Below are 21,607 nucleotides of genomic sequence, written 5' to 3'. Positions count from 1 at the left end.
TACTCAGGACTCCTGGTTGACGGAGACGAGCACATCGTCCCCTTCGATCTTTACGGGGTAGACAGCGACCGGCTTGGTGGCGGGCAGGCCGGACGGCTTGCCGGTGCGCAGGTCGAAGCTGGAGCCGTGCAGCCAGCACTCGATCATGCAGTCCTCGACCTCGCCCTCCGAGAGCGAGACGTTCGCGTGCGAGCAGATGTCGTTGATCGCGAACACCCCCTCGTCGGTGCGGACGACGGAGACCGGCACGCCGTTGAGGTCCACGCGCTTGGGCACGTCCTCCTGGAGGTCGCTCAGCGCGCAGGCACGGAGAAACGTCATCGGGATCAGACCGCCGCTTCCAGCTCGGCCTCGATCTTCTCCATGAGCTGGTCCTGGACCTCGGCCACGCCGATCTGCTGGAGCAGTTCGGCGAAGAAGCCGCGGACCACCAGGCGGCGGGCCTCGTCGGCCGGGATGCCGCGGGCCATCAGGTAGAACAGCTGCTCGTCGTCGAAGCGGCCGGTCGCCGAGGCGTGGCCGGCGCCGACGATCTCGCCGGTCTCGATCTCCAGGTTCGGGATCGAGTCGACCCGGGCGCCGTCGGTGAGCACCAGGTTCCGGTTGAGCTCGTAGGTGTCGGTGCCCACGGCGGCGGCGCGGATCAGCGCGTCGCCGACCCAGACCGCGTGCGCGTCCTGGCCCTGGAGGGCGCCCTTGTAGGCCACGTTCGACCGGCAGTGCGGCGTGTCGTGGTCGATCACCAGGCGGTGCTCCAGGTGCTGGCCGGCGTCGGCGAAGTAGAGGCCGAACATCTCGGCCTCGCCGCCGGGGCCCGCGTAGTTGACCCGCGGGTGGATGCGGACCACGTCGCCGCCGAAGGTGACGACGACGGACTTGAACGAGGCGTCCCGGCCGACCAGCGCGTTGTGCTGCGCGGCGTGCACGGCGTCGCGGTCCCAGTCCTGGACGGAGACGAAGGTGAGCTTGGCGCCGTCGCCGACGAGCAGTTCGACGTTGGCGGCGCGGGTGCCGGTGCCGGCGTGGTTCAGCACCACGACGGCCTCGGCGAACGGCTTGACGTCGATCACCACGTGGGCGAAGCGGACCCCGCCCTCGGCGCGCACGTCGATCTTGACGGGCTCGGTGAGCACCGCGTCCTTGGGCACGGTGACCACGAGGGCCTGCTCGAAGGCGCTGAACGCCTGGGCGGCGACCCGGTCGACCGGCTTACCGGCCTTGCCCAGGCGGGCGTCGTCGCGGCCGACGGTCTCGGCGGTGACGCCGTCCGGCAGCGTGAACTCGACCTTGTCCTCACCCCGTTCGCCCTGGGCGGCGGTGCCGTCGTGCAGCCCGCCGAGGCGGTGCAGCGGCGTGAAGCGCCAGTCCTCCTCGCGGCCGTGCGGCACCGGGAAGTCGTTCACGTCGTAGGACGGCTTGACCGCCACGCGCGCGTCGATCGGCTGCTGGACCGTGGCCCGGCCGGTGCCGGGCCCGGCGAGCTGCGCGCCCGCGCCGGCGGTGCCGACCTCGATCGAACCGGCGGTCGTGGAGCCGGTGGTGTTCACAGGGACATTAGAAGCCGTGTCAGCCATGGCTGTCGGGTAGCTCTCTTCCTCGAAAAGTCGGTGGGCGGTGGGTGGCCGGGGGTCAGCCGACCGCGCCCTCCATCTGCAGCTCGATCAGCCGGTTGAGCTCCAGCGCGTACTCCATCGGCAGCTCACGCGCGATCGGCTCGACGAAACCGCGGACGATCATCGCCATGGCCTCGGTCTCGGTCAGGCCGCGGCTCATCAGGTAGAACAGCTGGTCCTCGCTGACCTTGGAGACGGTCGCCTCGTGGCCCATGGACACGTCGTCCTCGCGGACGTCCACGTACGGGTAGGTGTCCGAGCGGGAGATGGTGTCGACCAGCAGCGCGTCGCACAGGACGTTGGACTTGGCGCCGTGCGAGCCCTCGCCGATCTCGATCAGACCGCGGTAGGAGGTCCGGCCGCCGCCGCGCGCCACCGACTTGGAGACGATGTGCGACGAGGTGTTCGGCGCCATGTGCACCATCTTGGCGCCGGCGTCCTGGTGCTGGCCCTCGCCCGCGAAGGCGATCGACAGGGTCTCGCCCTTGGCGTGCTCGCCCATCAGGTAGACGGCCGGGTACTTCATGGTGACCTTGGAACCGATGTTGCCGTCGACCCACTCCATGGTCGCGCCCTCGTACGCCACGGCGCGCTTGGTGACCAGGTTGTAGACGTTGTTCGACCAGTTCTGGATGGTCGTGTAGCGGCAGCGGCCGCCCTTCTTGACGATGATCTCCACGACCGCCGAGTGCAGCGAGTCGGAGGAGTAGATCGGCGCGGTGCAGCCCTCGACGTAGTGGACGTAGGCGTCCTCGTCGACGATGATCAGCGTCCGCTCGAACTGGCCCATGTTCTCGGTGTTGATCCGGAAGTAGGCCTGGAGCGGGATGTCGACGTGGACACCCTTCGGCACGTAGATGAAGGACCCGCCGGACCAGACGGCCGTGTTCAGCGCGGCGAACTTGTTGTCACCGGCCGGGATGACGGTGCCGAAGTACTCCTTGAACAGCTCCGGGTGCTCGCGCAGCGCGGTGTCGGTGTCCAGGAAGATGACGCCCTGCTGCTCCAGGTCCTCGCGGATCTGGTGGTAGACGACCTCCGACTCGTACTGCGCGGCGACACCGGCGACCAGGCGCTGCTTCTCCGCCTCCGGGATGCCCAGCTTGTCGTAGGTGGCCTTGATGTCCGCGGGCAGGTCCTCCCAGGACTCGGCCTGCTTCTCGGTCGAGCGGACGAAGTACTTGATGTTGTCGAAGTCGATGCCGGACAGGTCCGAGCCCCAGGTCGGCATGGGCTTCTTGCCGAACAGCTTCAGGCCCTTGAGACGCAGGTTCAGCATCCACTCGGACTCGTTCTTCTTCGCGGAGATGTCGCGCACGACGTCCTCGCTGAGCCCGCGCTTGGCCACGGCACCGGCGGTGTCCGGGTCGGCCCAGCCGTACTCGTACTTCCCCAGGCCCTCGAGCTCCGGGTGCGAAACGGTGTCAGTCATGCGAGCTTCCTAACGCGCGGACGCTGAATCTTCGGTGGACGTACCGGCAGTCGGCACGGCACCGGTGCCCGGGCCCGCGCTGCGCAGGGTGGGCGACGATGCGGCACCGGGTGCCGGCACATAGGTGGTGCAGACCCCGTCGCCGTGGGCGATGGTGGCCAGCCGTTGCACATGGGTGCCCAGGAGCTGGGAGAAGACCTCGGTCTCCGCCTCACAGAGCTGCGGGAACTGCTCGGCGATGTGCGCGACCGGGCAGTGGTGCTGGCAGAGCTGGGCGCCCGCCGGGGCCTTCGCCGCGGCCGACGGGACCCGCCGCACCGTGGCAGCGTACCCGTCCTCGCTCAGCGCCTGGGCGAGCGCCTCGGTGCGCTCCCCGGCCCCGGCCTGCCGCAGGGACTCCAGGTACTTCTCGCCCTGCTTGCCGAACCGGGCCCGGGCGAAGGCGGCGACCGCCTCCTCGCCCGCCTTGCCGCCGCCCACCGAGTCGGAGATCCAGCGCAGCGCGTCGGCCGCGAGCTGGTCGTACGCCTGGTAGAAGGCGTCCCGGCCGCCGTCGGTGAGGGCGAAGACCTTGGCCGGACGGCCCCGGCCGCGGCTGCCGTAGACCCGCTGCTCGCGGGACTCGACCAGGCCCGCGGCGGCCAGCCCGTCGAGGTGGCGGCGGACGGCTGCGGCGGTGAGGCCCAGCCGGCTCGCCAGGTCGGCGGCGGAGGAGGGGCCGTGGTCGAGGATCGACCGGGCGACCCGGTCGCGGGTGGCGCGGTGGCCGTCCAGCAGCACCTCGGCCGCCGTCACGGGCACGTCACAGCCGGGGGCCGACTCGGCCTCCTGCTGCATGGCGTGCTCGCTCATGTTTTTCACAACACCAGTGTTGCGTAATTGCTTCCGACAGGACAAGCCGTGACCCAGGCCTCACCCGTGGCATCTGTCACGCAGGCAAGCCTTACCTGACCTGCGGAAACGATCACGCAGGCCGGCGTCCGGCCGGATTGTTCGCCCCTCTTACACTCGCCGGTATGCACTCCGAACCCGCGGTCCAGATCGCCGGGCTGGTCAAGCGCTACGACGACAAGCCCGCGGTGGACGGCCTCGACCTCACCATCGCGCGCGGCGCGATCACCGCCGTCCTCGGCCCCAACGGCGCCGGCAAGACCACCACCATCGAGACCTGCGAGGGCTACCGGCGTCCCGACGCCGGCACCGTGCACGTCCTCGGCCTCGACCCGGTCGCCCAGAACGCCGCCCTGCGACCCCGGATCGGCGTGATGCTGCAGTCCGGCGGCGTGTACGCGGGCGCGCGCGCCGTCGAGATGCTGCGCCACACCGCCAAGCTTCACGCCCACCCGCTGGACGTCGACGCGCTGGTCGAACGCCTCGGCCTCGGCTCCTGCGGCCGGACCACCTACCGCCGCCTCTCCGGCGGCCAGCAGCAGCGGCTCGCCCTGGCCATGGCCGTGGTCGGCCGCCCCGAGCTGGTCTTCCTCGACGAGCCCACCGCCGGCCTCGACCCGCAGGCCCGCCGCGCCACCTGGGAGCTGGTCCGCGACCTGCGCCGGGACGGCGTCACCGTGGTCGTCACCACCCACCACATGGACGAGGCCGAGCAGCTCGCCGACCACGTCGCCATCGTCGACCGCGGAAAGGTCATCGCGAACGGCACCCCGGAGGAGCTGTGCCGCGGCGGCGCCGAGAACGCCCTGCGCTTCGACGGCCCGCCCGGGCTCGACCTCGGCCCGCTGCTCAAGGAGCTGCCCGAGGGCGCCACCGCCACCGAGACCTCCCCCGGCAGCTACCGCATCGAGGCGCCCGTCGACCCGCGGCTGGTGGCCACCGTCACCGGCTGGTGCGCGGCCTCCGGCATCCTGCCCGAGCGCCTGAGCGTGCAGCGCCGCAGCCTCGAAGACGTCTTCCTCGACCTGACCGGACGGGAGCTCCGCTCGTGAGCGAACGAAGTGAGGCAACCATCGGCGCCGTCACCACGGACTATTCCCCCGAGCCGGGCGCGGCGCCCGTCGGCCGGATGCTGCTCGCCCAGACCGCGTTCGAGACCAGGATGCTGCTGCGCAACGGCGAGCAGCTGCTGCTCACCGTGGTCATCCCGACGGTCCTGTTGGTGCTGTTCTCCGCCGTGGACATCGTCGCGGTGGACGGCCCCGGCAAGCGGGTCGACTTCCTGGCCCCCGGCCTGCTGGCGCTGGCCGTGATGTCCACCGCCTTCACCGGCCAGGCCATCGCCACCGGGTTCGAGCGCCGCTACGGGGTACTGAAGCGGCTGGGCGCCAGCCCGCTCCCCCGCTGGGCGCTGCTGACCGCCAAGACCGGCTGCGTGCTGGTCACCGAGGCGCTCCAGGTCGCGCTGCTGTCGGCGATCGCCCTGGCCCTCGGCTGGTCACCGCAGGGCGACCCGTTCTCCGTCGCCGCGCTGCTGGTCCTCGGCACGGCCGCCTTCTCCGGGCTCGGCCTGCTGATGGCCGGCACGCTCAAGGCGGAGGCCACGCTGGCCGCCGCGAACCTGGTGTTCATCCTGCTGCTGCTGGCCGGCGGGGTGATCGTGCCGCTGAGCAGGTTCCCGTCCGCCGTGCAGTCGGTGCTGGAGCTGCTGCCGATCTCCGCGCTCTCGGACGGCCTGCGGTCCGTCCTGCAGACCGGTGCCGGGGTGCCGTGGTCGGACCTCGGCATCCTGGCCGGCTGGGCCGTCCTCGGCCTGGCGGCGGCCGCCCGCTTCTTCCGCTGGGAGTAGTCCTCCGCACAACGCGCGGCGCCCCCTGGCCGGTTCGGGCCAGGGGGCGCTCGGCGTTCTTCCGGCGGTTCGTCAGCTCTGGTTGCCGCCACGGCGCTTGCGGGCGAGCAGGACGAGCGCGCCGCCGACCAGCAGCACGCCGCCGCCGACCGCCGCGATCATCGGGGTGGCGTCGCTGCTACCGGTCTGGGCGAGCACCGGGCCGCTGGTGGCGGGCACCGGGGCGGGGGTCCGGGCGGGGGTGGGCGTCACCGGCGGGGTCGGGGTGGCCGGCGGGGTGGTGCTCGGGGTCGGCGCCACGGTCGGCGTCGGCGTCGGGGTGGTGCTCGGCGTCGTCGTCGGGGTCGGCGTGGGCGTGGGGGTCCTGGTGGGCGTGGGGGTCCTGGTGGGCGTCGGCGTCGGCGTGTGGCACGGCTCGATCGTCTTCGTCTCGTTGATGTTCCAGTCCTTGTTCCCCGCGTCCTCGGTGGTCTTCACCACGAGGGTCGCCCTGACCGGCGCGGAGTGGTCCTTCACCGGGAAGGTGCCGTGGAACTCCTTCGGGAACGCCTTGTCGTCGAGCACCTTCTCGCCGTCGACGGTCAGGCTGACGGTGTTCTTCACGTCGCTCTTGTCGCTGTAGTTGACCAGATCGATCACGATCTTGTCGCAGGTCGCCTGCCACGTCGGCACGTGCGCCGAAGCGCTGCCGGCCAGGGCCAGGGGCAGCAGAATTCCGGCCGCTGCCGTACCGGCGAGTGTCGTCGCGCCTATCCCGAAGTGCCGCCGCTGTCGCGCCATGACGCTGTTCCCCTCCGAACGGTCTTGTGCAGCAGGCACGTTGAGTGGTTCGCGGGGGCCCGCTACAAGTGTCCGGGGGACTCTACCGGCACTCCCGCACCTCGCCACACCCCGCCGTACGACCGGATTCCGCCTGTCGGTCCCGCCTCGGACGTGCGTCACCAGCCCATCACGGCCGCCACCTCGCCCGACGCGGACTCGACAAACCCGAAGGAACTTCGTCACCCGACGGGAAAACAGCACTCCCGGCGATCACGTTCGATCACCGTGGCCACAGATTCGGTCGGCGACGAACTTCGCCCCGGTGTCCTGCCCGCGCCCCGCCCCAAGATCGCCTGTAAGGCCGCCTACGATTGACCCCGTGCCTAACCCCTTCTCCCTGCTCGCCGACCGCTGGCAGCCCTCCGCCGCCATGGTCCGGCGTGCCGCGTTCGCCGCGCTGGTGATGAGCGTGGTGATCGTCGTCACCGGCGGCGCCGTCCGGCTCACCGCCTCCGGCCTCGGCTGTACGACTTGGCCCCGCTGCACCGGCGACAGCCTCACGCCCACCCCCGAGATGGGCTTCCACGGCATCGTCGAGTTCACCAACCGGATGCTCACCTACGTGCTGAGCGCCGCCGTCGGCTGGGCGATCCTGGCCGCCCGCTGCCACCGGCCCTGGCGGCGCGGCCTGACCAAGCTCGGCTGGGCGCAGTTCTGGCTGGTGATGAGCAACGCCGTGCTCGGCGGCATCACCGTGCTGACCGGCCTCAACCCGTACACCGTGGCGCTGCACATGATCGCGGCGATGGCGCTGGTCTGGGTCGCGCTGCTGATGTGGGAGCGGTCCAAGGAAGGCGACGGCCCGTCGAAGCTCGCGGTGGCCCGGCCGATCCACCAGCTCTCGTACGTCCTGGTCACGGTCATCGGCCTGCTGGTCGCGGCCGGCACCCTGGTGACCGGTGCCGGCCACCACCCGGGCACGCCGAAGGACAACAAGATCGTCCCGCGCATCCCGATCGACTACGACCGCCTCGCCCAGTTCCACGCCGACTTCGCCATGGTCTCGGTCGGCATGGCCATCGCGGCGATCTTCGTCTTCGCCGCCGTGAAGGCCCCGCAGCCCGCCCGTGCCCGGGCCAAGGAACTGCTCGCCATCCTGCTCCTGCAGGGCGTGCTCGGCTTCGTCCAGTACTTCACGGACGCCCCCGAGCTCATGGTCGGCCTGCACATGCTGCTCGCCGCACTCACCTGGATCGCCGCCCTGCGCATCCCCCTCGCCCTGCGCACCCGCGAGGACGACGCGAGCGCCGCGCCGCTGCCGGTCCAGGCCCCGCAGGCCGCCTCGGTCTGACCCGGCACGCACGACGGCCCGGTTCCCCCGTCCGGAGGAACCGGGCCGTCGCCGTGTGAAGGACGGGCCGTGGGAGGCGCGGTCAGCCGCCGAGCTGGATCCCGGCCATCCGCTTCCACTCGTACGGGCCGGTCTTCACCTTGAGCGCCAGCTCGCCCTCGAAGTCGTCGTGCAGGGTCAGCCCGGCCAGCTCCGCGGCCCGGCGGCCGACCGCGTAGCTCGGGGCCACCTGGTCGCCCCAGGCGCCGTCCGCGCCGACCACGACGATCCGGGTGGCCACGGCGCCGACGTACTCGACGACCGCGTCGGCCCTGCCCCCGTGCTGCTGGGCGAAGCTGGTGAGGTTCTTGGCGATGCGCTTGGCACGGCGCTCGGTGCGGGCGTCCGGCGCGGCGGCGTTGGCGGTCTCTGCGCTGCTCATGACCGCATGCTACCCACCGGTATCGGCGATGGCGACGGGAGCGGGCTGTGCACCGGGCCACATACTGGAGGGGTGACCTTCCAAGGCTGGCCGGCCGAGGCGCTCGACTTCTACGAGCACCTGGAGGCCGACAACTCGAAGACCTTCTGGCAAGCCCACAAGGAGCAGTACGACGACGCCGTGCGCGCGCCGATGGAGCGGCTGCTCGCCGACCTGGAGCCGGAGTTCGGGCCGGGCAGGATCTTCCGCCCCAACCGCGACATCCGCTTCAGCGCCGACAAGTCCCCGTACAAGACGCACATCGGCGCGCACCTGGAGGCCGGCGGCTACGTCCAGCTCTCCGCCGACGGCCTGGCCTGCGGCAACGGGATGTACCAGCTCGCTCCGGACCAGCTGGAGCGCTACCGGGCGGCCGTCGCCGAGGACGTCAGCGGCGCCGAACTGGAGCGGGTGATCGCCCGGGTGGAGAAGGACGGCCCCCGGGTGTTCGGCCGGGACACCCTGAAGTCGGCCCCCCGCGGCTACCCCAGGGACCATCCCCGGATCGAGTTGCTGCGCCACAAGGGCCTGGTGGCCTGGCAGGAGTGGCCGCCCGCCAAGTGGCTGGGCACCCGCTCCGCCTACACCCGGATCACCGCCTTCCTGCGCGCCTCGCAGCCGCTCAAGGACTGGCTGGACGGCCACGTCGGCCCGTCCGAACTCCCCGCCCGCTGAACGCGCGAGAGCCCCGGTCCGCCGGACCGGGGCTCTTCTTCCATACTGCTGCGGCTACTTCACGAACGGGTCGATCGCCGTCACCACGAACAGCAGCGACAGGTAGGTGATCGACCAGTGGAACAGCCGCATCTCCTTCAGCTTCGCGCCCACGATCCCGGCCTTGGCCCGGGCGTACAGCGCGTGCGCCTCCCGCAGCCAGGCCGCGCCGAGCAGCACCGCGGCGACGGGGTACAGCCAGCTCATGTGCCCCAGCGGCCAGAGCGTCAGCGAGACCGCCACCATGACCCAGGAGTAGACGACGACCTGCTTGGCCACCGCCAGGTTGCCCTTGATCACCGGCAGCATCGGGACGCCGGCCCGCAGGTAGTCCTCGCGGACCTTCATCGACAGCACCCAGGTGTGCGGCGGGGTCCAGAAGAAGACCACCAGGAACAGCACCAGGGCCGACCACGACAGCGAGTTGGTGACCGAGGCCCAGCCGACGAACACCGGCATGCAGCCGGCGATGCCGCCCCAGACGATGTTCTGCGTGGTGCGCCGCTTGAGCCCCAGCGTGTAGACGAACACGTAGAACAGCAGCGCGCTCAGTGCGAGGCCCGAGGACAGCCAGTTGACGGTGAGGCCCAGCAGCAGCGTCGAGACGACCGCGAGCGTGATGCCGAACACCAGCGCCTCGCGCGGCGACACCATGCCGGTGACGATCGGCCGCCGCTCGGTGCGCGACATCACCGCGTCGATGTCGCGGTCGATGTACATGTTGAGGGCGTTGGCGCCGCCCGCCGAGAGGTAGCCGCCGACCACGACCTTCAGCACCAGCAGCATGTCCGGAACACCCTGCTGCGCCAGGAACATCACCGGCACGGTGCTCATCAGCAGCAGCTCGATGATCCGGGGCTTGGTCAGTGCGACGAAGGCGCCGACACGTGCCCCGAACGGCCGGCGCGCAGGAGTCGCCCCGGTGACCCCGGCGGGACGGGTTTCGACGGCGGTCACTAACACCCCAACTGAAGATGAATCTTCGCAGGCGTCCACGGAAACGAAGGTCCCGAATCGTCCGCTCTGCGCGTACCACGACACCATAGACGCTCCATATCTCCCCACCGGCTCCGGGGTCCCCCGGCGAGGCAGAACGCACACCCCTGGGTGAACCGACGAAGTCGGCCCGCTCGGCGCGCCTCCCTCGTCCTGCTCACCGGAGGGGCAGGGCACGATAAAACAGGAGAGTCTGGGACGAAACCACCCGCAACACTCTCGTGGGAATCGCCATACGCAAATCCCCGTTGTCCCGGCACGGAGGGTGAGCCCCGGCCCGGACGGTAGGCTCGCACGCAGAAGCGGGATCTACCCTCCGTGACCGGCACCACCCAAACGTCGGGACCACAGCGCCGTGGCCGACCCGGTCCCCTTCACGGGGTCACTCTTCACAACGGAAGGAGCCCTGAGACAGGGTGAGCACGACGCCGACGAACGAATTCGAGTGGTCCGAGCTGGACGAACGGACGGTGGACACGGCGCGCGTCCTGGCCATGGACGCCGTCCAGAAGGTCGGCAACGGACACCCCGGGACGGCCATGTCGCTGGCCCCGGCTGCGTACCTGATCTTCCAGCGCTTCCTGCGCCACGACCCGACCGACCCGTCCTGGGTGGGCCGTGACCGCTTCGTCCTCTCCCCCGGGCACACCAGCCTGACCCTCTACACCCAGCTCTACTTCTCCGGCTACGGCCTGGAGCTGGACGACCTCAAGGCCTTCCGGGTCGCCGGCAGCCGCACGCCCGGCCACCCCGAGCACGGCCACACCGCGGGTGTCGAGACCACGACCGGCCCGCTCGGCCAGGGCATCGCCAACGCGGTCGGCATGGCGATGGCCGCCCGCTACGAGCGCGGCCTGTTCGACCCGGACGCCCCGGCCGGCGAGTCCCCCTTCGACCACACCATCTGGGCCATCGTCTCCGACGGCGACCTGGAGGAGGGCATCTCCGCCGAGGCCTCGTCGCTGGCCGGCCACCAGAAGCTCGGCAACCTGGTCGCCCTCTACGACGACAACCACATCTCGATCGAGGGCGACACCGAGACCGCCTTCTCCGAGGACGTCCTCAAGCGCTACGAGGCGTACGGCTGGCACGTCCAGCGGGTCGCCCCGAAGGCGAACGGCGACATCGACGTGGCCGCCCTGGCCGACGCGCTGGCCGCCGCCAAGGCCGAGACCTCCCGCCCGTCGATGATCGCGATGCGCACGATCATCGCCTGGCCGGCGCCGAACGCCCAGGACACCGCCAAGGCCCACGGCTCCGCGCTCGGCGCCGACGAGATCGCCGCCACCAAGAAGGTCCTGGGCTTCGACCCGGAGAAGACCTTCGAGGTCAGCGACCACGTGATCGAGCACGCCCGCAAGGCGATCAAGCGCGGCAAGGTCGCCCGCGACCAGTGGCAGCAGTCCTTCGAGGCCTGGCGCGCCGCCAACCCGCACCGCGCCGCCGAGTTCGACCGCATCCAGGCCGGCGAGCTGCCCGAGGGCTGGAAGAAGGCCATCCCGTCCTTCCCGGCCGGCAAGGAGGTCGCCACCCGCAAGGCCTCCGGCGAGACCCTCAAGGCGATCGGCGCGGTGATCCCGGAGCTGTGGGGCGGCTCGGCCGACCTCGCCGAGTCCAACCTCACCACCATCGACGAGGAGAGCTCCTTCCTCCCCGAGGGCAACCCGCTGAAGACCGCCGGCCCGTACGGCCGGACGATCCACTTCGGCATCCGCGAGCACGCCATGGGCTCGACCATGAACGGCATCGCCCTGCACGGAAGGACCCGCGTGTACGGCGGCACCTTCCTGGTCTTCGCCGACTACATGCGCCCGGCCGTCCGCCTGGCCGCGCTGATGAAGCTGCCGGTCACCTACGTCTGGACGCACGACTCGATCGGCCTCGGCGAGGACGGCCCGACGCACCAGCCGGTCGAGCACCTGGCCTCGCTGCGGGCCATCCCGGGCCTGGCCATGGTCCGCCCGGCCGACGCCAACGAGACCGCCGTCGCCTGGCGCACCGTCGTCGAGCGGCAGACCACCCACCCCGGCCCGGTCGGCCTGGCGCTCACCCGCCAGAACGTCCCGACCTTCGACCGCGAGGTCTTTGCCTCCGCCGAGGGCACCGCAAAGGGCGGCTACATCCTGGCGGAGGCCGGCAACGGCGACCCGCAGGTGATCCTGCTCGGCACCGGCTCCGAGGTCCAGCTGGCCGTCAAGGCCCGCGAGGTCCTGGAGGCCGAGGGCATCGCCACCCGCGTGGTCTCGATGCCGTCCTTCGAGTGGTTCCAGGAGCAGGACCAGGCCTACCGCGACAGCGTGCTGCCGCCGTCGGTCAAGGCCCGGGTGTCGGTCGAGGCCGGCATCGCCCAGGGCTGGCGCGAGCTGGTCGGCGACCACGGCCGGATCGTCTCCCTGGAGCACTTCGGCGCCTCCGCCGACTACAAGGTGCTCTTCGAGGAGTTCGGCCTGACCGCCGAGCGCGTGGTGGCCGAGGCGCACAACGCCCTCCGCTCCCTCGAAGCCGTCAACCGCTGACGCCACTTGGGCCGGGCCCGCGACCCGCACGTCAACGGCCCGGCCCGGTCTGACGACCCACAGACTGACGAACGAAGAGAAGAAGGACTGAAGCACCATGACTGACGCACTGAAGCGCCTCAGCGACGAAGGCGTGGCGATCTGGCTGGACGACCTCAGCCGCGAGCGGCTCAACTCCGGCAACCTGGCCGAGCTGGTGCAGAACAAGCACGTGGTGGGCGTGACCACCAACCCGACCATCTTCCAGAAGGCCATCGGCGGCAACGGCGCCTACGAGGGCCAGCTGCGCGACCTCGCCGTCCGCAAGGTCACCACCGACGAGGCCGTCCGCATGATCACCACCTCGGACGTGCGCGACGCGGCCGACGTGCTGCGCCCGGTCTACGACGCCTCCAACGGCCGCGACGGCCGGGTCTCCATCGAGGTCGACCCGCGCCTGGCGCACGAGACCGCCGCCACCGTGGCCGAGGCCAAGCAGCTGTGGTGGCTGGTCGACCGTCCGAACGTCTTCATCAAGATCCCCGCCACCAAGGCCGGCCTGCCCGCGATCAGCGAGGTCATCGGCAAGGGCATCAGCGTCAACGTCACGCTGATCTTCTCGCTGGACCGCTACCGGGCCGTCGTCGACGCCTACCTGACCGGTCTGGAGACCGCCAAGGCCAAGGGCCTGGACCTCTCCCAGATCGAGTCGGTCGCCTCCTTCTTCGTCTCCCGCGTGGACACCGAGATCGACAAGCGCCTCGACAAGGTCGGCGGCGACGCCAAGGACCTGCGCTCCAAGGCCGCCCTCGCCAACGCCCGCCTCGCCTACCAGGCGTACGAGGAGGTCTTCGGCTCGGTCGACGGCAAGACCGAGGGCAGCGCCCGCTGGAAGGCCCTGGAGGCCGCCGGCGCCAAGCCGCAGCGCCCGCTCTGGGCCTCCACCGGCGTCAAGGACCCGGCCCTGCCGGACACCCTGTACGTCACCGAGCTGGTCGCGCCGGGCACCGTCAACACCATGCCCGAGGCCACCCTGGACGCCACGGCCGACCACGGTGTGGTCACCGGCGGCACCATCGTCCCCAACTACGCCGACGCCAAGGCCGTGATGGACGCCATCGCCGCCGCCGGCGTGGACTACGACGACGTCGTCCAGGTCCTGGAGGACGAGGGCGTGGAGAAGTTCGAGCAGTCGTGGACCGAGCTGCTCGACACCGTCTCCGCCTCGCTCACCGCGCACGCCGCCGAGAAGTGACCTTCCTGCTCACACAGCGCACGAAAGCGGAGCCCATCAAGTGAGCACTGATTTCCCCGAGTTGACGAACGAGTCGGACGCGGGCAACGCCCCGCCGGCGCCCGTCAACCCGCTTCGTGACCCCGCCGACCGACGGCTCCCGCGCATCGCGGGGCCGTCGGGTCTGGTCATCTTCGGGGTCACCGGCGACCTGTCCCGCAAGAAGCTGATGCCGGCGATCTACGACCTGGCCAACCGCGGCCTGCTGCCGCCGGGCTTCTCGCTCGTCGGCTTCGCCCGGCGCGAGTGGGAGGACGAGGACTTCGCCAAGGAGGTCCACGACGCGGTCAAGGAGCACGCGCGGACCCCGTTCCGGGAGGAGGTCTGGCAGCAGCTCGCCAAGGGCATGCGCTTCGTCCAGGGCACCTTCGACGACGACGACGCCTTCGACAAGCTCCGCCAGACCATCGAGGAGCTGGACAAGGCCCAGGGCACCGGCGGCAACTTCGCCTTCTACCTGTCCGTCCCGCCGAAGTTCTTCCCGACCGTCGTCCAGCAGCTCAAGAAGCACGGCCTGGCCGACCCTCCGCAGGGATCCTGGCGCCGCGCGGTGATCGAGAAGCCGTTCGGCCACGACCTGGAGAGCGCCCAGGAGCTCAACAAGGTCGTCCACGAGGTCTTCCCCCGGGACGAGGTCTTCCGGATCGACCACTACCTGGGCAAGGAGACCGTCCAGAACATCCTGGCGCTGCGCTTCGCCAACCAGATGTTCGAGCCGATCTGGAACCGCTCCTACGTCGACCACGTGCAGATCACCATGGCCGAGGACATCGGCATCGGCGGCCGGGCCGGCTACTACGACGGCATCGGCTCGGCGCGCGACGTCATCCAGAACCACCTGCTCCAGCTGATGGCGCTCACCGCCATCGAGGAGCCCGCGTCCTTCCACCCGAAGGCGCTGGTGGCCGAGAAGCTCAAGGTGCTCAGCGCCGTCAAGCTCCCGGCCGACCTCGGCAAGCACACCGTGCGGGCGCAGTACAGCTCCGGCTGGCAGGGCGGCGAGGAGGTGGTCGGCTACCTGGACGAGGACGGCATCAACCCGGAGTCCAAGACCGACACCTACGCGGCCATCAAGCTGGAGATCAACAACCGCCGCTGGGCGGGCGTCCCGTTCTACCTGCGCACCGGCAAGCGGCTGGGCCGCCGGGTCACCGAGATCGCGGTGGTCTTCCAGCGCGCCCCGTACCTGCCGTTCGACTCCTACGCGACCGAGGAGCTGGGGCAGAACGCCCTGGTCATCCGGGTCCAGCCGGACGAGGGCGTGACGGTGCGGTTCGGCTCCAAGGTGCCGGGCACCTCCTTCGAGGTCCGGGACGTCACGATGGACTTCGCCTACGGCGAGTCCTTCACCGAGTCCAGCCCGGAGGCGTACGAGCGGCTCATCCTCGACGTGCTGCTCGGCGACGCCAACCTGTTCCCGCGCCACCAGGAGGTCGAGCTCTCCTGGCAGATCCTCGACCCGATCGAGAAGTACTGGGACACCCACGGCAAGCCCGCCCAGTACCCGGCGGGGACCTGGGGCCCGGTCGAGGCCGACGAGATGCTCGCACGAGACGGCAGGAGCTGGCGCCGGCCATGAAGATCGACCTCACCAACACGACGTCCGGCAAGATCAACGCCGCGCTGATGGAGGCGCGCCGTGCCAGCGGCTCCACCGCCGCCGGCATGGTGCTCACCCTGGTGATCGTCACCGACGAGGGCAGCGCGTACGACGCCCTCAAGGCCGCCAACGACGCGTCCCGCGAGCACCCCTCGCGCACCCTCGCGGTGATCAAGCGCGCGGGGCGCTCGCCGCGGGCCCGCGCCGAGACCCGGCTGGACGCCGAGATCCTGGTCGGCTCGGACGCCGGTTCCGGCGAGACGGTCGTCCTGCGCATGCACGGCGAGCTCGCCGCGCACGCCCAGTCGGTCGTCCTGCCGCTGCTGCTGCCGGACGCCCCGGTCGTCGTCTGGTGGCCGGACAACGCGCCGATGCACCCGGCGCAGGACCCGCTGGGCTCGATCGCCCAGCGCCGCATCACCGACGCGGTCACCGCCGAGTCCCCGGTCGGCCAGCTCGCCCAGCGGGCCCAGAGCTACACCCCGGGCGACACCGACCTCGCCTGGACCCGGATCACCGGGTGGCGCTCGATGCTGGCCGCCGCGCTTGACCAGCGCCCGTCCCGGATCCTGTCCGCGGTGGTCGAGGGCGAGTCGTACAACCCCAGCGTGGAACTGCTCGGCCTCTGGCTGCACAACCGGCTGCACGTCCCGGTCGAGCGGGTCGTCACCGGCGGCCCGGGCATCACCGCGGTGCACCTGCGAACCAAGGACGGGGACATCACCCTGGACCGCCCGGACGGCCTGATGGGCACGCTCTCCATGCCCGGCTCGCCGGACCGCCAGGTGGCGCTCAAGCGGCGCGAGACCTCGGAGCTGATCGCCGAGGAGCTGCGCCGACTCGACCCGGACGACATCTACGCGTCGGCCGTGCGCACGCCCGTGGACCGGCTGCGCGAGCCCGCGAGCGCCGAGGTCGCGGCGGCCCACGAGGTCGCACACGCGGTCGCCGAGGCGGCCGTGGCCAACCCGACCCGGGTGACGTCCGACGGCGCGGAGAAGAAGCCCTCCACCCGGAAGGCCGCCAAGCGCAGCGCCGGGGACGGCGCATGACCAACGCCACCCCGCAGCTCGTCGTCCACCGCGACAAGGAGCTGATGGCCCAGGCCGCCGCGGCCCGGCTGATCACCCGGATCGTGGACGCCCAGGCCGCCCGCGGCACCGCCTCGGTGGTGCTCACCGGCGGCCGCAACGGCAACGCCCTCCTGGCCGCGATCGCCGCCTCCCCGGCGCGCGACGCGGTCGACTGGGCCCGGCTGGACCTCTGGTGGGGCGACGAGCGCTTCGTGCCCGCCGCGGACCCGGAGCGCAACGCCGTCCAGGCCCGCGCCGAGCTGCTGGACGCCGTCCCGCTCGACCCGGCGCGGGTGCACGAGATGCCCGCCTCGGACGGCATGGACGGCTCCGACGTGGAGGCCGCCGCCGCCCGCTACGCGCAGGAGCTGGCGAAGGCGGCCGGGCCGGGCGAGCGGCTCGGCGTCCCGGCCTTCGACGTGCTGCTGCTCGGCGTCGGACCGGACACCCACATCGCCTCGCTCTTCCCCGAGCACCCGGGCGTGCGGGAGACCGAGCTGACCGTGGTCGGCGTGCGCGGGGCCCCCAAGCCCCCGCCGACCCGGATCTCGCTCACCCTCCCGGCGATCCGGGCGGCCCGCGAGGTCTGGCTGCTGGCGGCGGGCGAGGACAAGGCGGGCGCGGTCGCGCTGGCCCTGTCCGGCCCCGGCGAGCTCCAGGCGCCCGCCTCCGGCGCGTACGGCCGCGGCCGCACCCTGTGGCTGCTGGACCGGGCCGCCGCGGAGCGGATCCCGCCGCAGCTGTACCCGCCGGCCTCGGCGTAGCGGTCCACAACGCCGAAGGGCGCCACCGTCGTTGACGGTGGCGCCCTTCTCGGCTTCGGTGCCCGGATTGCTCAGATCTCGCCGCGCAGCTTGGCCAGCGCCTCGGCGAGGATCGCCTCGCCGTCGGCGTCGGTGCGCCGCTCACGGACGTAGGCGAGGTGGGTCTTGTACGGCTCGTTGCGCGAGGGCGCCGGCGGGTTGTGCTCGTCCTGTCCGGCCGGGAAGCCGCAGCGCGGGCAGTCCCAGGTGTCCGGGATGACCGCCTCGGCCGCGAAGCTGGGCCGGGTCTCGTGCTTGTTGGCGCACCAGAAGGAGATCCGGTTGCGCGGGGCGGACTCGCCGCGCTCCGCCTCGCCCATCGGGCCCGCTCCGACCCTGCTGCCACGGATGGCATTGCCACTTGCCACGGTCTGACTCCCTGCGTGCTGGTACGCCGACCCGCCGCGGTGCGCGTCGGTGGCGAAATTCGTCCTAGTGTAAGCAGGAGTTAAGGGTCCGCCACCATCGCCTCCGCCCCGACCGTCCCAGGATAGGCGCTCGGACGACGGGGCGTCAGGGTTACGTCGGCTCCGGGTACCGGCTCGTCGTGGCTCGGTACCGGCTCGGTGCTACTTCTGGTACTTGAGCAGCAGGCCGAGGACGATGATGCTGGCGAACCAGCCCAGGCCGACCACGATGGTGATGCGGTCCAGGTTGCGCTCGGCCACCGCGGAGCCACCGCCGGTCGACATCGCGCCCCCGCCGAACATGTCGGACAGGCCGCCGCCCTTCCCCTTGTGCAGCAGCACCAGGAGGATCATCAGCAGACTGAAGATGATCAGGGCAATCGAGAACCCGATAACCACGACGGGACCAACTCTCTCGTATCTTCGGCGAAGGGGCCGGGCCGCGTACGGCGGTCCGGCCCCAAAGCCTACGTTGCTGCGGCGGCGTTAGCCTACTGCCTGCTCACGGTAGCGCACGATCTTGACGAACTCGTCGGCGTCCAGCGAGGCACCGCCGATCAGGCCGCCGTCGATGTCGGCCTTGGCCATCAGGCCGGCGGCGCTCGACGCCTTGACCGAACCGCCGTACAGCACGCGGACCTTGTCGGCCAGCTCGGCGTCGTACAGCTCGGCGATCCGCCCGCGGATGGCGGCGCAAACCTCCTGCGCGTCCTCCGGGGTGGCCACCTCGCCGGTGCCGATCGCCCAGACCGGCTCGTAGGCGACCACGACGGACTCGGCCTGCTCGGCCGGGATGTCCGCGAGGGCGCCGTCCAGCTGGGCCAGCGTGTACTCGACGTGGGTGCCGGCCTTGCGGATCTCCAGCGGCTCGCCGATGCACAGGATCGGGGTGATCCCGGCCCGGTAGGCGGCCTTGACCTTGGCGTTGACGATCTCCTCGTTCTCGCCGTGGTACTGGCGGCGCTCCGAGTGGCCGATCACCGCGTAGGTGCATTTGAGCTTGGCCAGCATCGGGCCGGAGACCTCGCCGGTGTAGGCACCGGAGTCGTGCTGCGAGATGTCCTGCGAGCCGTACTTGATCTTCAGCTTGTCGCCGTCGACCAGGGTCTGCACCGAGCGCAGGTCGGTGAACGGCACCAGGACGGCGACCTCGACGGCCTCGAAGTCCTTGTCGTTCAGCGCGAAGGTCAGCTTCTGGGTGTGCTGGATGGCCTCAAGGTGGTTGAGGTTCATCTTCCAGTTACCCGCCATGAGCGGGAGACGGTCAGTCATTGCTTTCAGCCTTCCAGGGCGGCGAGACCGGGGAGGGTCTTGCCCTCCAGGTACTCGAGGCTCGCGCCACCGCCGGTCGAGATGTGCCCGAACTTCGTCTCGTCGAAGCCCAGGATGCGGACGGCCGCGGCGGAGTCGCCGCCGCCGACCACGGTGAACGCGTCGCTGTCGAGCAGCCCCTGCGCGACGGCCTTGGTGCCGTTCGCGTAGTCCGGGTGCTCGAAGACGCCCATCGGGCCGTTCCAGAACACGGTCCTGGCGTCGGCCAGCTTCGCCGCGTACAGCTCGCGGGTCTTCGGGCCGATGTCCAGGCCCTCCTGGTCGGCCGGGATCTTGTCCGAGTCGACGAGCTCCGGGTTGGCCGGGGCCTTGGTCTTGAGGTCCGGGAAGTCCGCCGACACCAGGACGTCCACCGGCAGGACGAACTCGACGCCGCGCTTCTCGGCCTCCGCCAGGTACTCCAGGCAGACCGGGATCTGGTCCGCCTGCAGCAGCGAGATGCCGACCTCGTGGCCCTTGGCCTTGAGGAAGGTGTACGCCATGCCGCCGCCGATCAGGATCCGGTCGGCCTTCTTCAGCAGGTTGTCGATGACGCCGAGCTTGTCGGAGACCTTGGCGCCGCCGAGCACGACGACGTACGGACGCTGGACGTCCTCGGTGAGCTTCTTCAGCACACCGACCTCGGTGGCGATCAGGTCGCCGGCGGCGTTCGGCAGCAGGGCCGGCAGGTCGTACACCGAGGCGTGCTTGCGGTGCACGGCACCGAAACCGTCGCCGACGTAGAGGTCGGCGAGGGCGGCCAGCTGCTCGGCGAAGGCCTTGCGCTCGGCGTCGTCCTTGCTGGTCTCGCCGGCGTTGAAGCGCAGGTTCTCCAGCAGCACGACCTCGCCGTCGGCCAGCGCGGCGACGGCGGCCCGGGCGCTCTCGCCCACGGTGTCGGTGGCGGCGGCGACCGGCCTGCCGAGGATCTCGCCGAGCCGGACGGCCACCGGCGCGAGCGAGAACTGCGGGTCGGGCTCGCCCTTCGGGCGGCCGAGGTGGGAGGCGACGACGACCTTCGCACCGCGCTCGACGAGCTTGGCGATGGTCGGGGCGACGGCGCGGATCCGGCCGTCGTCGGTGATCTGGTCGCCGGCCAGCGGGACGTTCAGGTCGGCGCGGACGAACACGCGCTTGCCGGCGACGTCGAGGTCTTCGATGGTCTTCACGGGTTCTTCGGACTCCTGGGGAGATGGTCGGTGCGCAGGGAGGCGGCACGGCGCAGGGGCCGCCTGAAGACGAGGGAATGTAGAGCGAGGGCCCGGATGGCAGTGTGCGCCAGCCGGGCCCTCGCCCCTATCTCACGTCAGCTCCCGCTGCGTCAGAGCTGGCCGCCGACGAGGGTGGTCAGGTTGACGAGGCGGTTCGAGTAGCCCCACTCGTTGTCGTACCAGCCGAGCACCTTGACCTGGTTGCCCTGGACCATGGTGAGCTGGGCGTCGAAGATGCAGGAGGCCGGGTCGTTGACGATGTCCGACGAGACGATCGGGTCCTCGGTGTAGGCCAGGATGCCCTTGAGCGGGCCCTCCGAGGCCTTCTGGAACGCGGCGTTGACCTCGTCCTTGGTGACCTCGCGCTCCAGGGTGACGACCAGGTCCGTGATGGAGCCGGTCGGGACCGGGACGCGCAGCGAGGTGCCGTCCAGCTTGCCCTTCAGCTCCGGCAGGACCAGGGCGGTCGCCTTGGCGGCACCGGTCGAGGTCGGGATGATGTTCTGCGACGCGGCGCGGGCGCGGCGCAGGTCCTTGTGCGGGAAGTCCAGCGTCACCTGGTCGTTGGTGAACGCGTGGACGGTGGTCATCAGGCCCTTGACGATGCCGAAGCTCTCGTTCAGCACCTTGGCCATCGGCGCCACGCAGTTGGTGGTGCAGGAGGCGTTGGAGATGATCGTGTGGTTGGCGGCGTCGTACTTGTCGTCGTTGACGCCCATCACGATGGTGACGTCCTCGTCGGTGGCGGGCGCCGAGATGATGACCTTCTTGGCACCGGCGGCGATGTGCTTCTTCGCGGCCTCGGCCTTGGTGAAGATGCCGGTGGACTCGACGACGATGTCGGCGCCCAGGGCGGCCCACGGCAGGTTGGCGGGGTCACGCTCGGCGGTGACCTGGAAGGTCTTGCCGTCGACGGTGATGCTGTCCTCGGTGTGCGAGACCGTGCCCGGGAAGGTGCCCAGGGTGGTGTCGTACTTCAGCAGGTGAGCCAGGGTCTTCGTGTCGGTCAGGTCGTTGACACCGACGATCTCGATGTCCGCGCCCTGGGCCTTGACCGCTCGGAAGAAGTTGCGGCCGATGCGGCCGAATCCGTTGATGCCTACCCGGATCGTCACGAACCGATCTCCTCGTTAGGTACGCCGGAGCTAAGCCGACGGGGGTGAGATTTGGGAAGTCCCCGACCGCCTATGACCCTACCCCTCCCGGGCCTGGGAGGGCACATCGCACCGATTCGCCAGACTTGGCGTGGCGCGTCCTAAACGCGATTTCCGGCCTTCCGTCCTTGGACCGGCGGGCAGTTGGTACGGGGGCAGTGGTCCCTACCAATCCGGGCGCGCCGGAACGC

At 70.8% G+C, this 21,607-nt stretch carries 21 protein-coding genes; 9 read left to right on the top strand and 12 right to left on the bottom strand.

The genetic code is table 11. From position 1 onward, the window contains the following. Nucleotides 1-3: 3 nt before the first annotated feature. Genes F7Q99_RS19865 through F7Q99_RS19850 form a run of 4 tightly spaced genes read right to left on the bottom strand, consistent with a single transcriptional unit; the run spans nucleotide 4 to nucleotide 3,906 of the window. The gene (locus F7Q99_RS19865) at nucleotides 4-321 is read right to left on the bottom strand and encodes a bifunctional 3-phenylpropionate/cinnamic acid dioxygenase ferredoxin subunit (RefSeq protein WP_153463212.1); all 318 of its coding nucleotides are present in this window, start codon (nucleotides 319-321) and stop codon (nucleotides 4-6) included. A 5-nt stretch (nucleotides 322-326) separates the two neighbouring features. After that, a complete protein-coding gene (gene sufD, locus F7Q99_RS19860) occupies nucleotides 327-1,574 on the bottom strand; it encodes a Fe-S cluster assembly protein SufD (RefSeq protein WP_153463210.1) in 1,248 nt (415 codons plus the stop codon). Nucleotides 1,575-1,629: 55 nt separating this feature from the next. Beyond that, nucleotides 1,630-3,045: a Fe-S cluster assembly protein SufB gene (gene sufB, locus F7Q99_RS19855; RefSeq protein WP_153463208.1), complete on the bottom strand. Its 1,416-nt coding sequence runs from the start codon at nucleotides 3,043-3,045 to the stop codon at nucleotides 1,630-1,632. A gap of 9 nt (nucleotides 3,046-3,054) precedes the next feature. Beyond that, a complete protein-coding gene (locus tag F7Q99_RS19850) occupies nucleotides 3,055-3,906 on the bottom strand; it encodes a helix-turn-helix transcriptional regulator (protein ID WP_407697809.1) in 852 nt (283 codons plus the stop codon). 155 nt (nucleotides 3,907-4,061) lie between these two features. On the opposite strand from F7Q99_RS19850, the gene F7Q99_RS19845 reads away from it, so the two are divergent. After that, a complete protein-coding gene (locus tag F7Q99_RS19845; protein WP_153463204.1) occupies nucleotides 4,062-4,988 on the top strand; it encodes an ABC transporter ATP-binding protein in 927 nt (308 codons plus the stop codon). A 77-nt stretch (nucleotides 4,989-5,065) separates the two neighbouring features. Next, nucleotides 5,066-5,785, top strand: a complete 720-nt coding sequence (locus F7Q99_RS19840) for an ABC transporter permease (protein ID WP_153466424.1) — start codon at nucleotides 5,066-5,068, stop codon at nucleotides 5,783-5,785. A gap of 72 nt (nucleotides 5,786-5,857) precedes the next feature. On the opposite strand, the gene F7Q99_RS19835 is transcribed toward F7Q99_RS19840, so the two are convergent. Further along, nucleotides 5,858-6,565: an LAETG motif-containing sortase-dependent surface protein gene (locus tag F7Q99_RS19835; protein ID WP_153463202.1), complete on the bottom strand. Its 708-nt coding sequence runs from the start codon at nucleotides 6,563-6,565 to the stop codon at nucleotides 5,858-5,860. 361 nt (nucleotides 6,566-6,926) lie between these two features. Between F7Q99_RS19835 and F7Q99_RS19830 the strand changes: the two genes are divergently transcribed. Then, nucleotides 6,927-7,898, top strand: a complete 972-nt coding sequence (locus F7Q99_RS19830; RefSeq protein ID WP_326846905.1) for a COX15/CtaA family protein — start codon at nucleotides 6,927-6,929, stop codon at nucleotides 7,896-7,898. A gap of 82 nt (nucleotides 7,899-7,980) precedes the next feature. On the opposite strand, the gene F7Q99_RS19825 is transcribed toward F7Q99_RS19830, so the two are convergent. Beyond that, nucleotides 7,981-8,319: a hypothetical protein gene (locus F7Q99_RS19825; protein ID WP_153463200.1), complete on the bottom strand. Its 339-nt coding sequence runs from the start codon at nucleotides 8,317-8,319 to the stop codon at nucleotides 7,981-7,983. A gap of 72 nt (nucleotides 8,320-8,391) precedes the next feature. Here F7Q99_RS19825 and F7Q99_RS19820 point away from each other — a divergent pair, with 72 nt between their 5' ends. Then, nucleotides 8,392-9,033, top strand: a complete 642-nt coding sequence (locus tag F7Q99_RS19820; protein ID WP_326846904.1) for a DUF2461 domain-containing protein — start codon at nucleotides 8,392-8,394, stop codon at nucleotides 9,031-9,033. Between the two features lie 54 nt (nucleotides 9,034-9,087). Here the strand turns inward: F7Q99_RS19820 and F7Q99_RS19815 are convergent, their stop codons facing one another. Further along, nucleotides 9,088-10,035, bottom strand: a complete 948-nt coding sequence (locus F7Q99_RS19815) for a heme o synthase (RefSeq protein WP_326846903.1) — start codon at nucleotides 10,033-10,035, stop codon at nucleotides 9,088-9,090. A gap of 449 nt (nucleotides 10,036-10,484) precedes the next feature. Here F7Q99_RS19815 and tkt point away from each other — a divergent pair, with 449 nt between their 5' ends. The 5 genes from tkt (at nucleotide 10,485) to pgl (ending at nucleotide 17,294) form a co-directional block, all read left to right on the top strand. Next, complete coding sequence (gene tkt / locus F7Q99_RS19810) at nucleotides 10,485-12,584, top strand: transketolase (protein WP_326846902.1); 2,100 nt, start codon at nucleotides 10,485-10,487, stop codon at nucleotides 12,582-12,584. Nucleotides 12,585-12,681: 97 nt separating this feature from the next. After that, entirely contained in the window at nucleotides 12,682-13,818 is a 1,137-nt protein-coding gene (gene tal, locus F7Q99_RS19805; protein ID WP_153463194.1) for a transaldolase, read from the top strand. 61 nt (nucleotides 13,819-13,879) lie between these two features. Continuing rightward, nucleotides 13,880-15,436 (top strand): glucose-6-phosphate dehydrogenase, encoded by a 1,557-nt coding sequence (gene zwf / locus F7Q99_RS19800; protein WP_153466421.1) that lies wholly within the window; start codon nucleotides 13,880-13,882, stop codon nucleotides 15,434-15,436. After that, nucleotides 15,433-16,509: a glucose-6-phosphate dehydrogenase assembly protein OpcA gene (opcA, locus tag F7Q99_RS19795; protein WP_153463192.1), complete on the top strand. Its 1,077-nt coding sequence runs from the start codon at nucleotides 15,433-15,435 to the stop codon at nucleotides 16,507-16,509. Before zwf ends, opcA begins: the two co-directional genes overlap by 4 nt. After that, nucleotides 16,506-17,294, top strand: a complete 789-nt coding sequence (gene pgl / locus F7Q99_RS19790; RefSeq protein ID WP_153463190.1) for a 6-phosphogluconolactonase — start codon at nucleotides 16,506-16,508, stop codon at nucleotides 17,292-17,294. Before opcA ends, pgl begins: the two co-directional genes overlap by 4 nt. A gap of 71 nt (nucleotides 17,295-17,365) precedes the next feature. Here the strand turns inward: pgl and F7Q99_RS19785 are convergent, their stop codons facing one another. The 5 genes from F7Q99_RS19785 to gap form a co-directional block, all read right to left on the bottom strand. Further along, nucleotides 17,366-17,653: an RNA polymerase-binding protein RbpA gene (locus F7Q99_RS19785; protein ID WP_030308030.1), complete on the bottom strand. Its 288-nt coding sequence runs from the start codon at nucleotides 17,651-17,653 to the stop codon at nucleotides 17,366-17,368. A 249-nt stretch (nucleotides 17,654-17,902) separates the two neighbouring features. Next, the gene (secG, locus tag F7Q99_RS19780; RefSeq protein ID WP_326846901.1) at nucleotides 17,903-18,139 is read right to left on the bottom strand and encodes a preprotein translocase subunit SecG; all 237 of its coding nucleotides are present in this window, start codon (nucleotides 18,137-18,139) and stop codon (nucleotides 17,903-17,905) included. A gap of 87 nt (nucleotides 18,140-18,226) precedes the next feature. Beyond that, a complete protein-coding gene (gene tpiA / locus F7Q99_RS19775) occupies nucleotides 18,227-19,012 on the bottom strand; it encodes a triose-phosphate isomerase (RefSeq protein ID WP_153463188.1) in 786 nt (261 codons plus the stop codon). 5 nt (nucleotides 19,013-19,017) lie between these two features. Further along, entirely contained in the window at nucleotides 19,018-20,220 is a 1,203-nt protein-coding gene (locus F7Q99_RS19770; RefSeq protein ID WP_326846900.1) for a phosphoglycerate kinase, read from the bottom strand. Nucleotides 20,221-20,372: 152 nt separating this feature from the next. Next, entirely contained in the window at nucleotides 20,373-21,377 is a 1,005-nt protein-coding gene (gene gap / locus F7Q99_RS19765; RefSeq protein WP_326846899.1) for a type I glyceraldehyde-3-phosphate dehydrogenase, read from the bottom strand. Nucleotides 21,378-21,607: the final 230 nt, after the last annotated feature.

Origin of the sequence: Streptomyces kaniharaensis (assembly GCF_009569385.1) — a bacterium.
In the GTDB taxonomy this organism is placed as follows: domain Bacteria; phylum Actinomycetota; class Actinomycetes; order Streptomycetales; family Streptomycetaceae; genus Kitasatospora; species Kitasatospora kaniharaensis.
This window is presented reverse-complemented; position numbering and strand designations above follow the sequence as displayed.

Bases quoted from the DNA above. Each gene is read 5' to 3' on its own strand.
- tal (WP_153463194.1), top strand. From the start codon at position 12,682: ATGACTGACGCACTGAAGCGCCTCAGCGACGAAGGCGTGGCGATCTGG.
- F7Q99_RS19835 (WP_153463202.1), bottom strand. From the start codon at position 6,565: ATGGCGCGACAGCGGCGGCACTTCGGGATAGGCGCGACGACACTCGCC.
- tpiA (WP_153463188.1), bottom strand. From the start codon at position 19,012: ATGACTGACCGTCTCCCGCTCATGGCGGGTAACTGGAAGATGAACCTC.
- sufB (WP_153463208.1), bottom strand. From the start codon at position 3,045: ATGACTGACACCGTTTCGCACCCGGAGCTCGAGGGCCTGGGGAAGTAC.
- pgl (WP_153463190.1), top strand. From the start codon at position 16,506: ATGACCAACGCCACCCCGCAGCTCGTCGTCCACCGCGACAAGGAGCTG.
- opcA (WP_153463192.1), top strand. From the start codon at position 15,433: ATGAAGATCGACCTCACCAACACGACGTCCGGCAAGATCAACGCCGCG.
- F7Q99_RS19865 (WP_153463212.1), bottom strand. From the start codon at position 321: ATGACGTTTCTCCGTGCCTGCGCGCTGAGCGACCTCCAGGAGGACGTG.
- sufD (WP_153463210.1), bottom strand. From the start codon at position 1,574: ATGGCTGACACGGCTTCTAATGTCCCTGTGAACACCACCGGCTCCACG.
- F7Q99_RS19845 (WP_153463204.1), top strand. From the start codon at position 4,062: ATGCACTCCGAACCCGCGGTCCAGATCGCCGGGCTGGTCAAGCGCTAC.
- F7Q99_RS19840 (WP_153466424.1), top strand. From the start codon at position 5,066: ATGCTGCTCGCCCAGACCGCGTTCGAGACCAGGATGCTGCTGCGCAAC.
- F7Q99_RS19785 (WP_030308030.1), bottom strand. From the start codon at position 17,653: ATGGGCGAGGCGGAGCGCGGCGAGTCCGCCCCGCGCAACCGGATCTCC.
- F7Q99_RS19825 (WP_153463200.1), bottom strand. From the start codon at position 8,319: ATGAGCAGCGCAGAGACCGCCAACGCCGCCGCGCCGGACGCCCGCACC.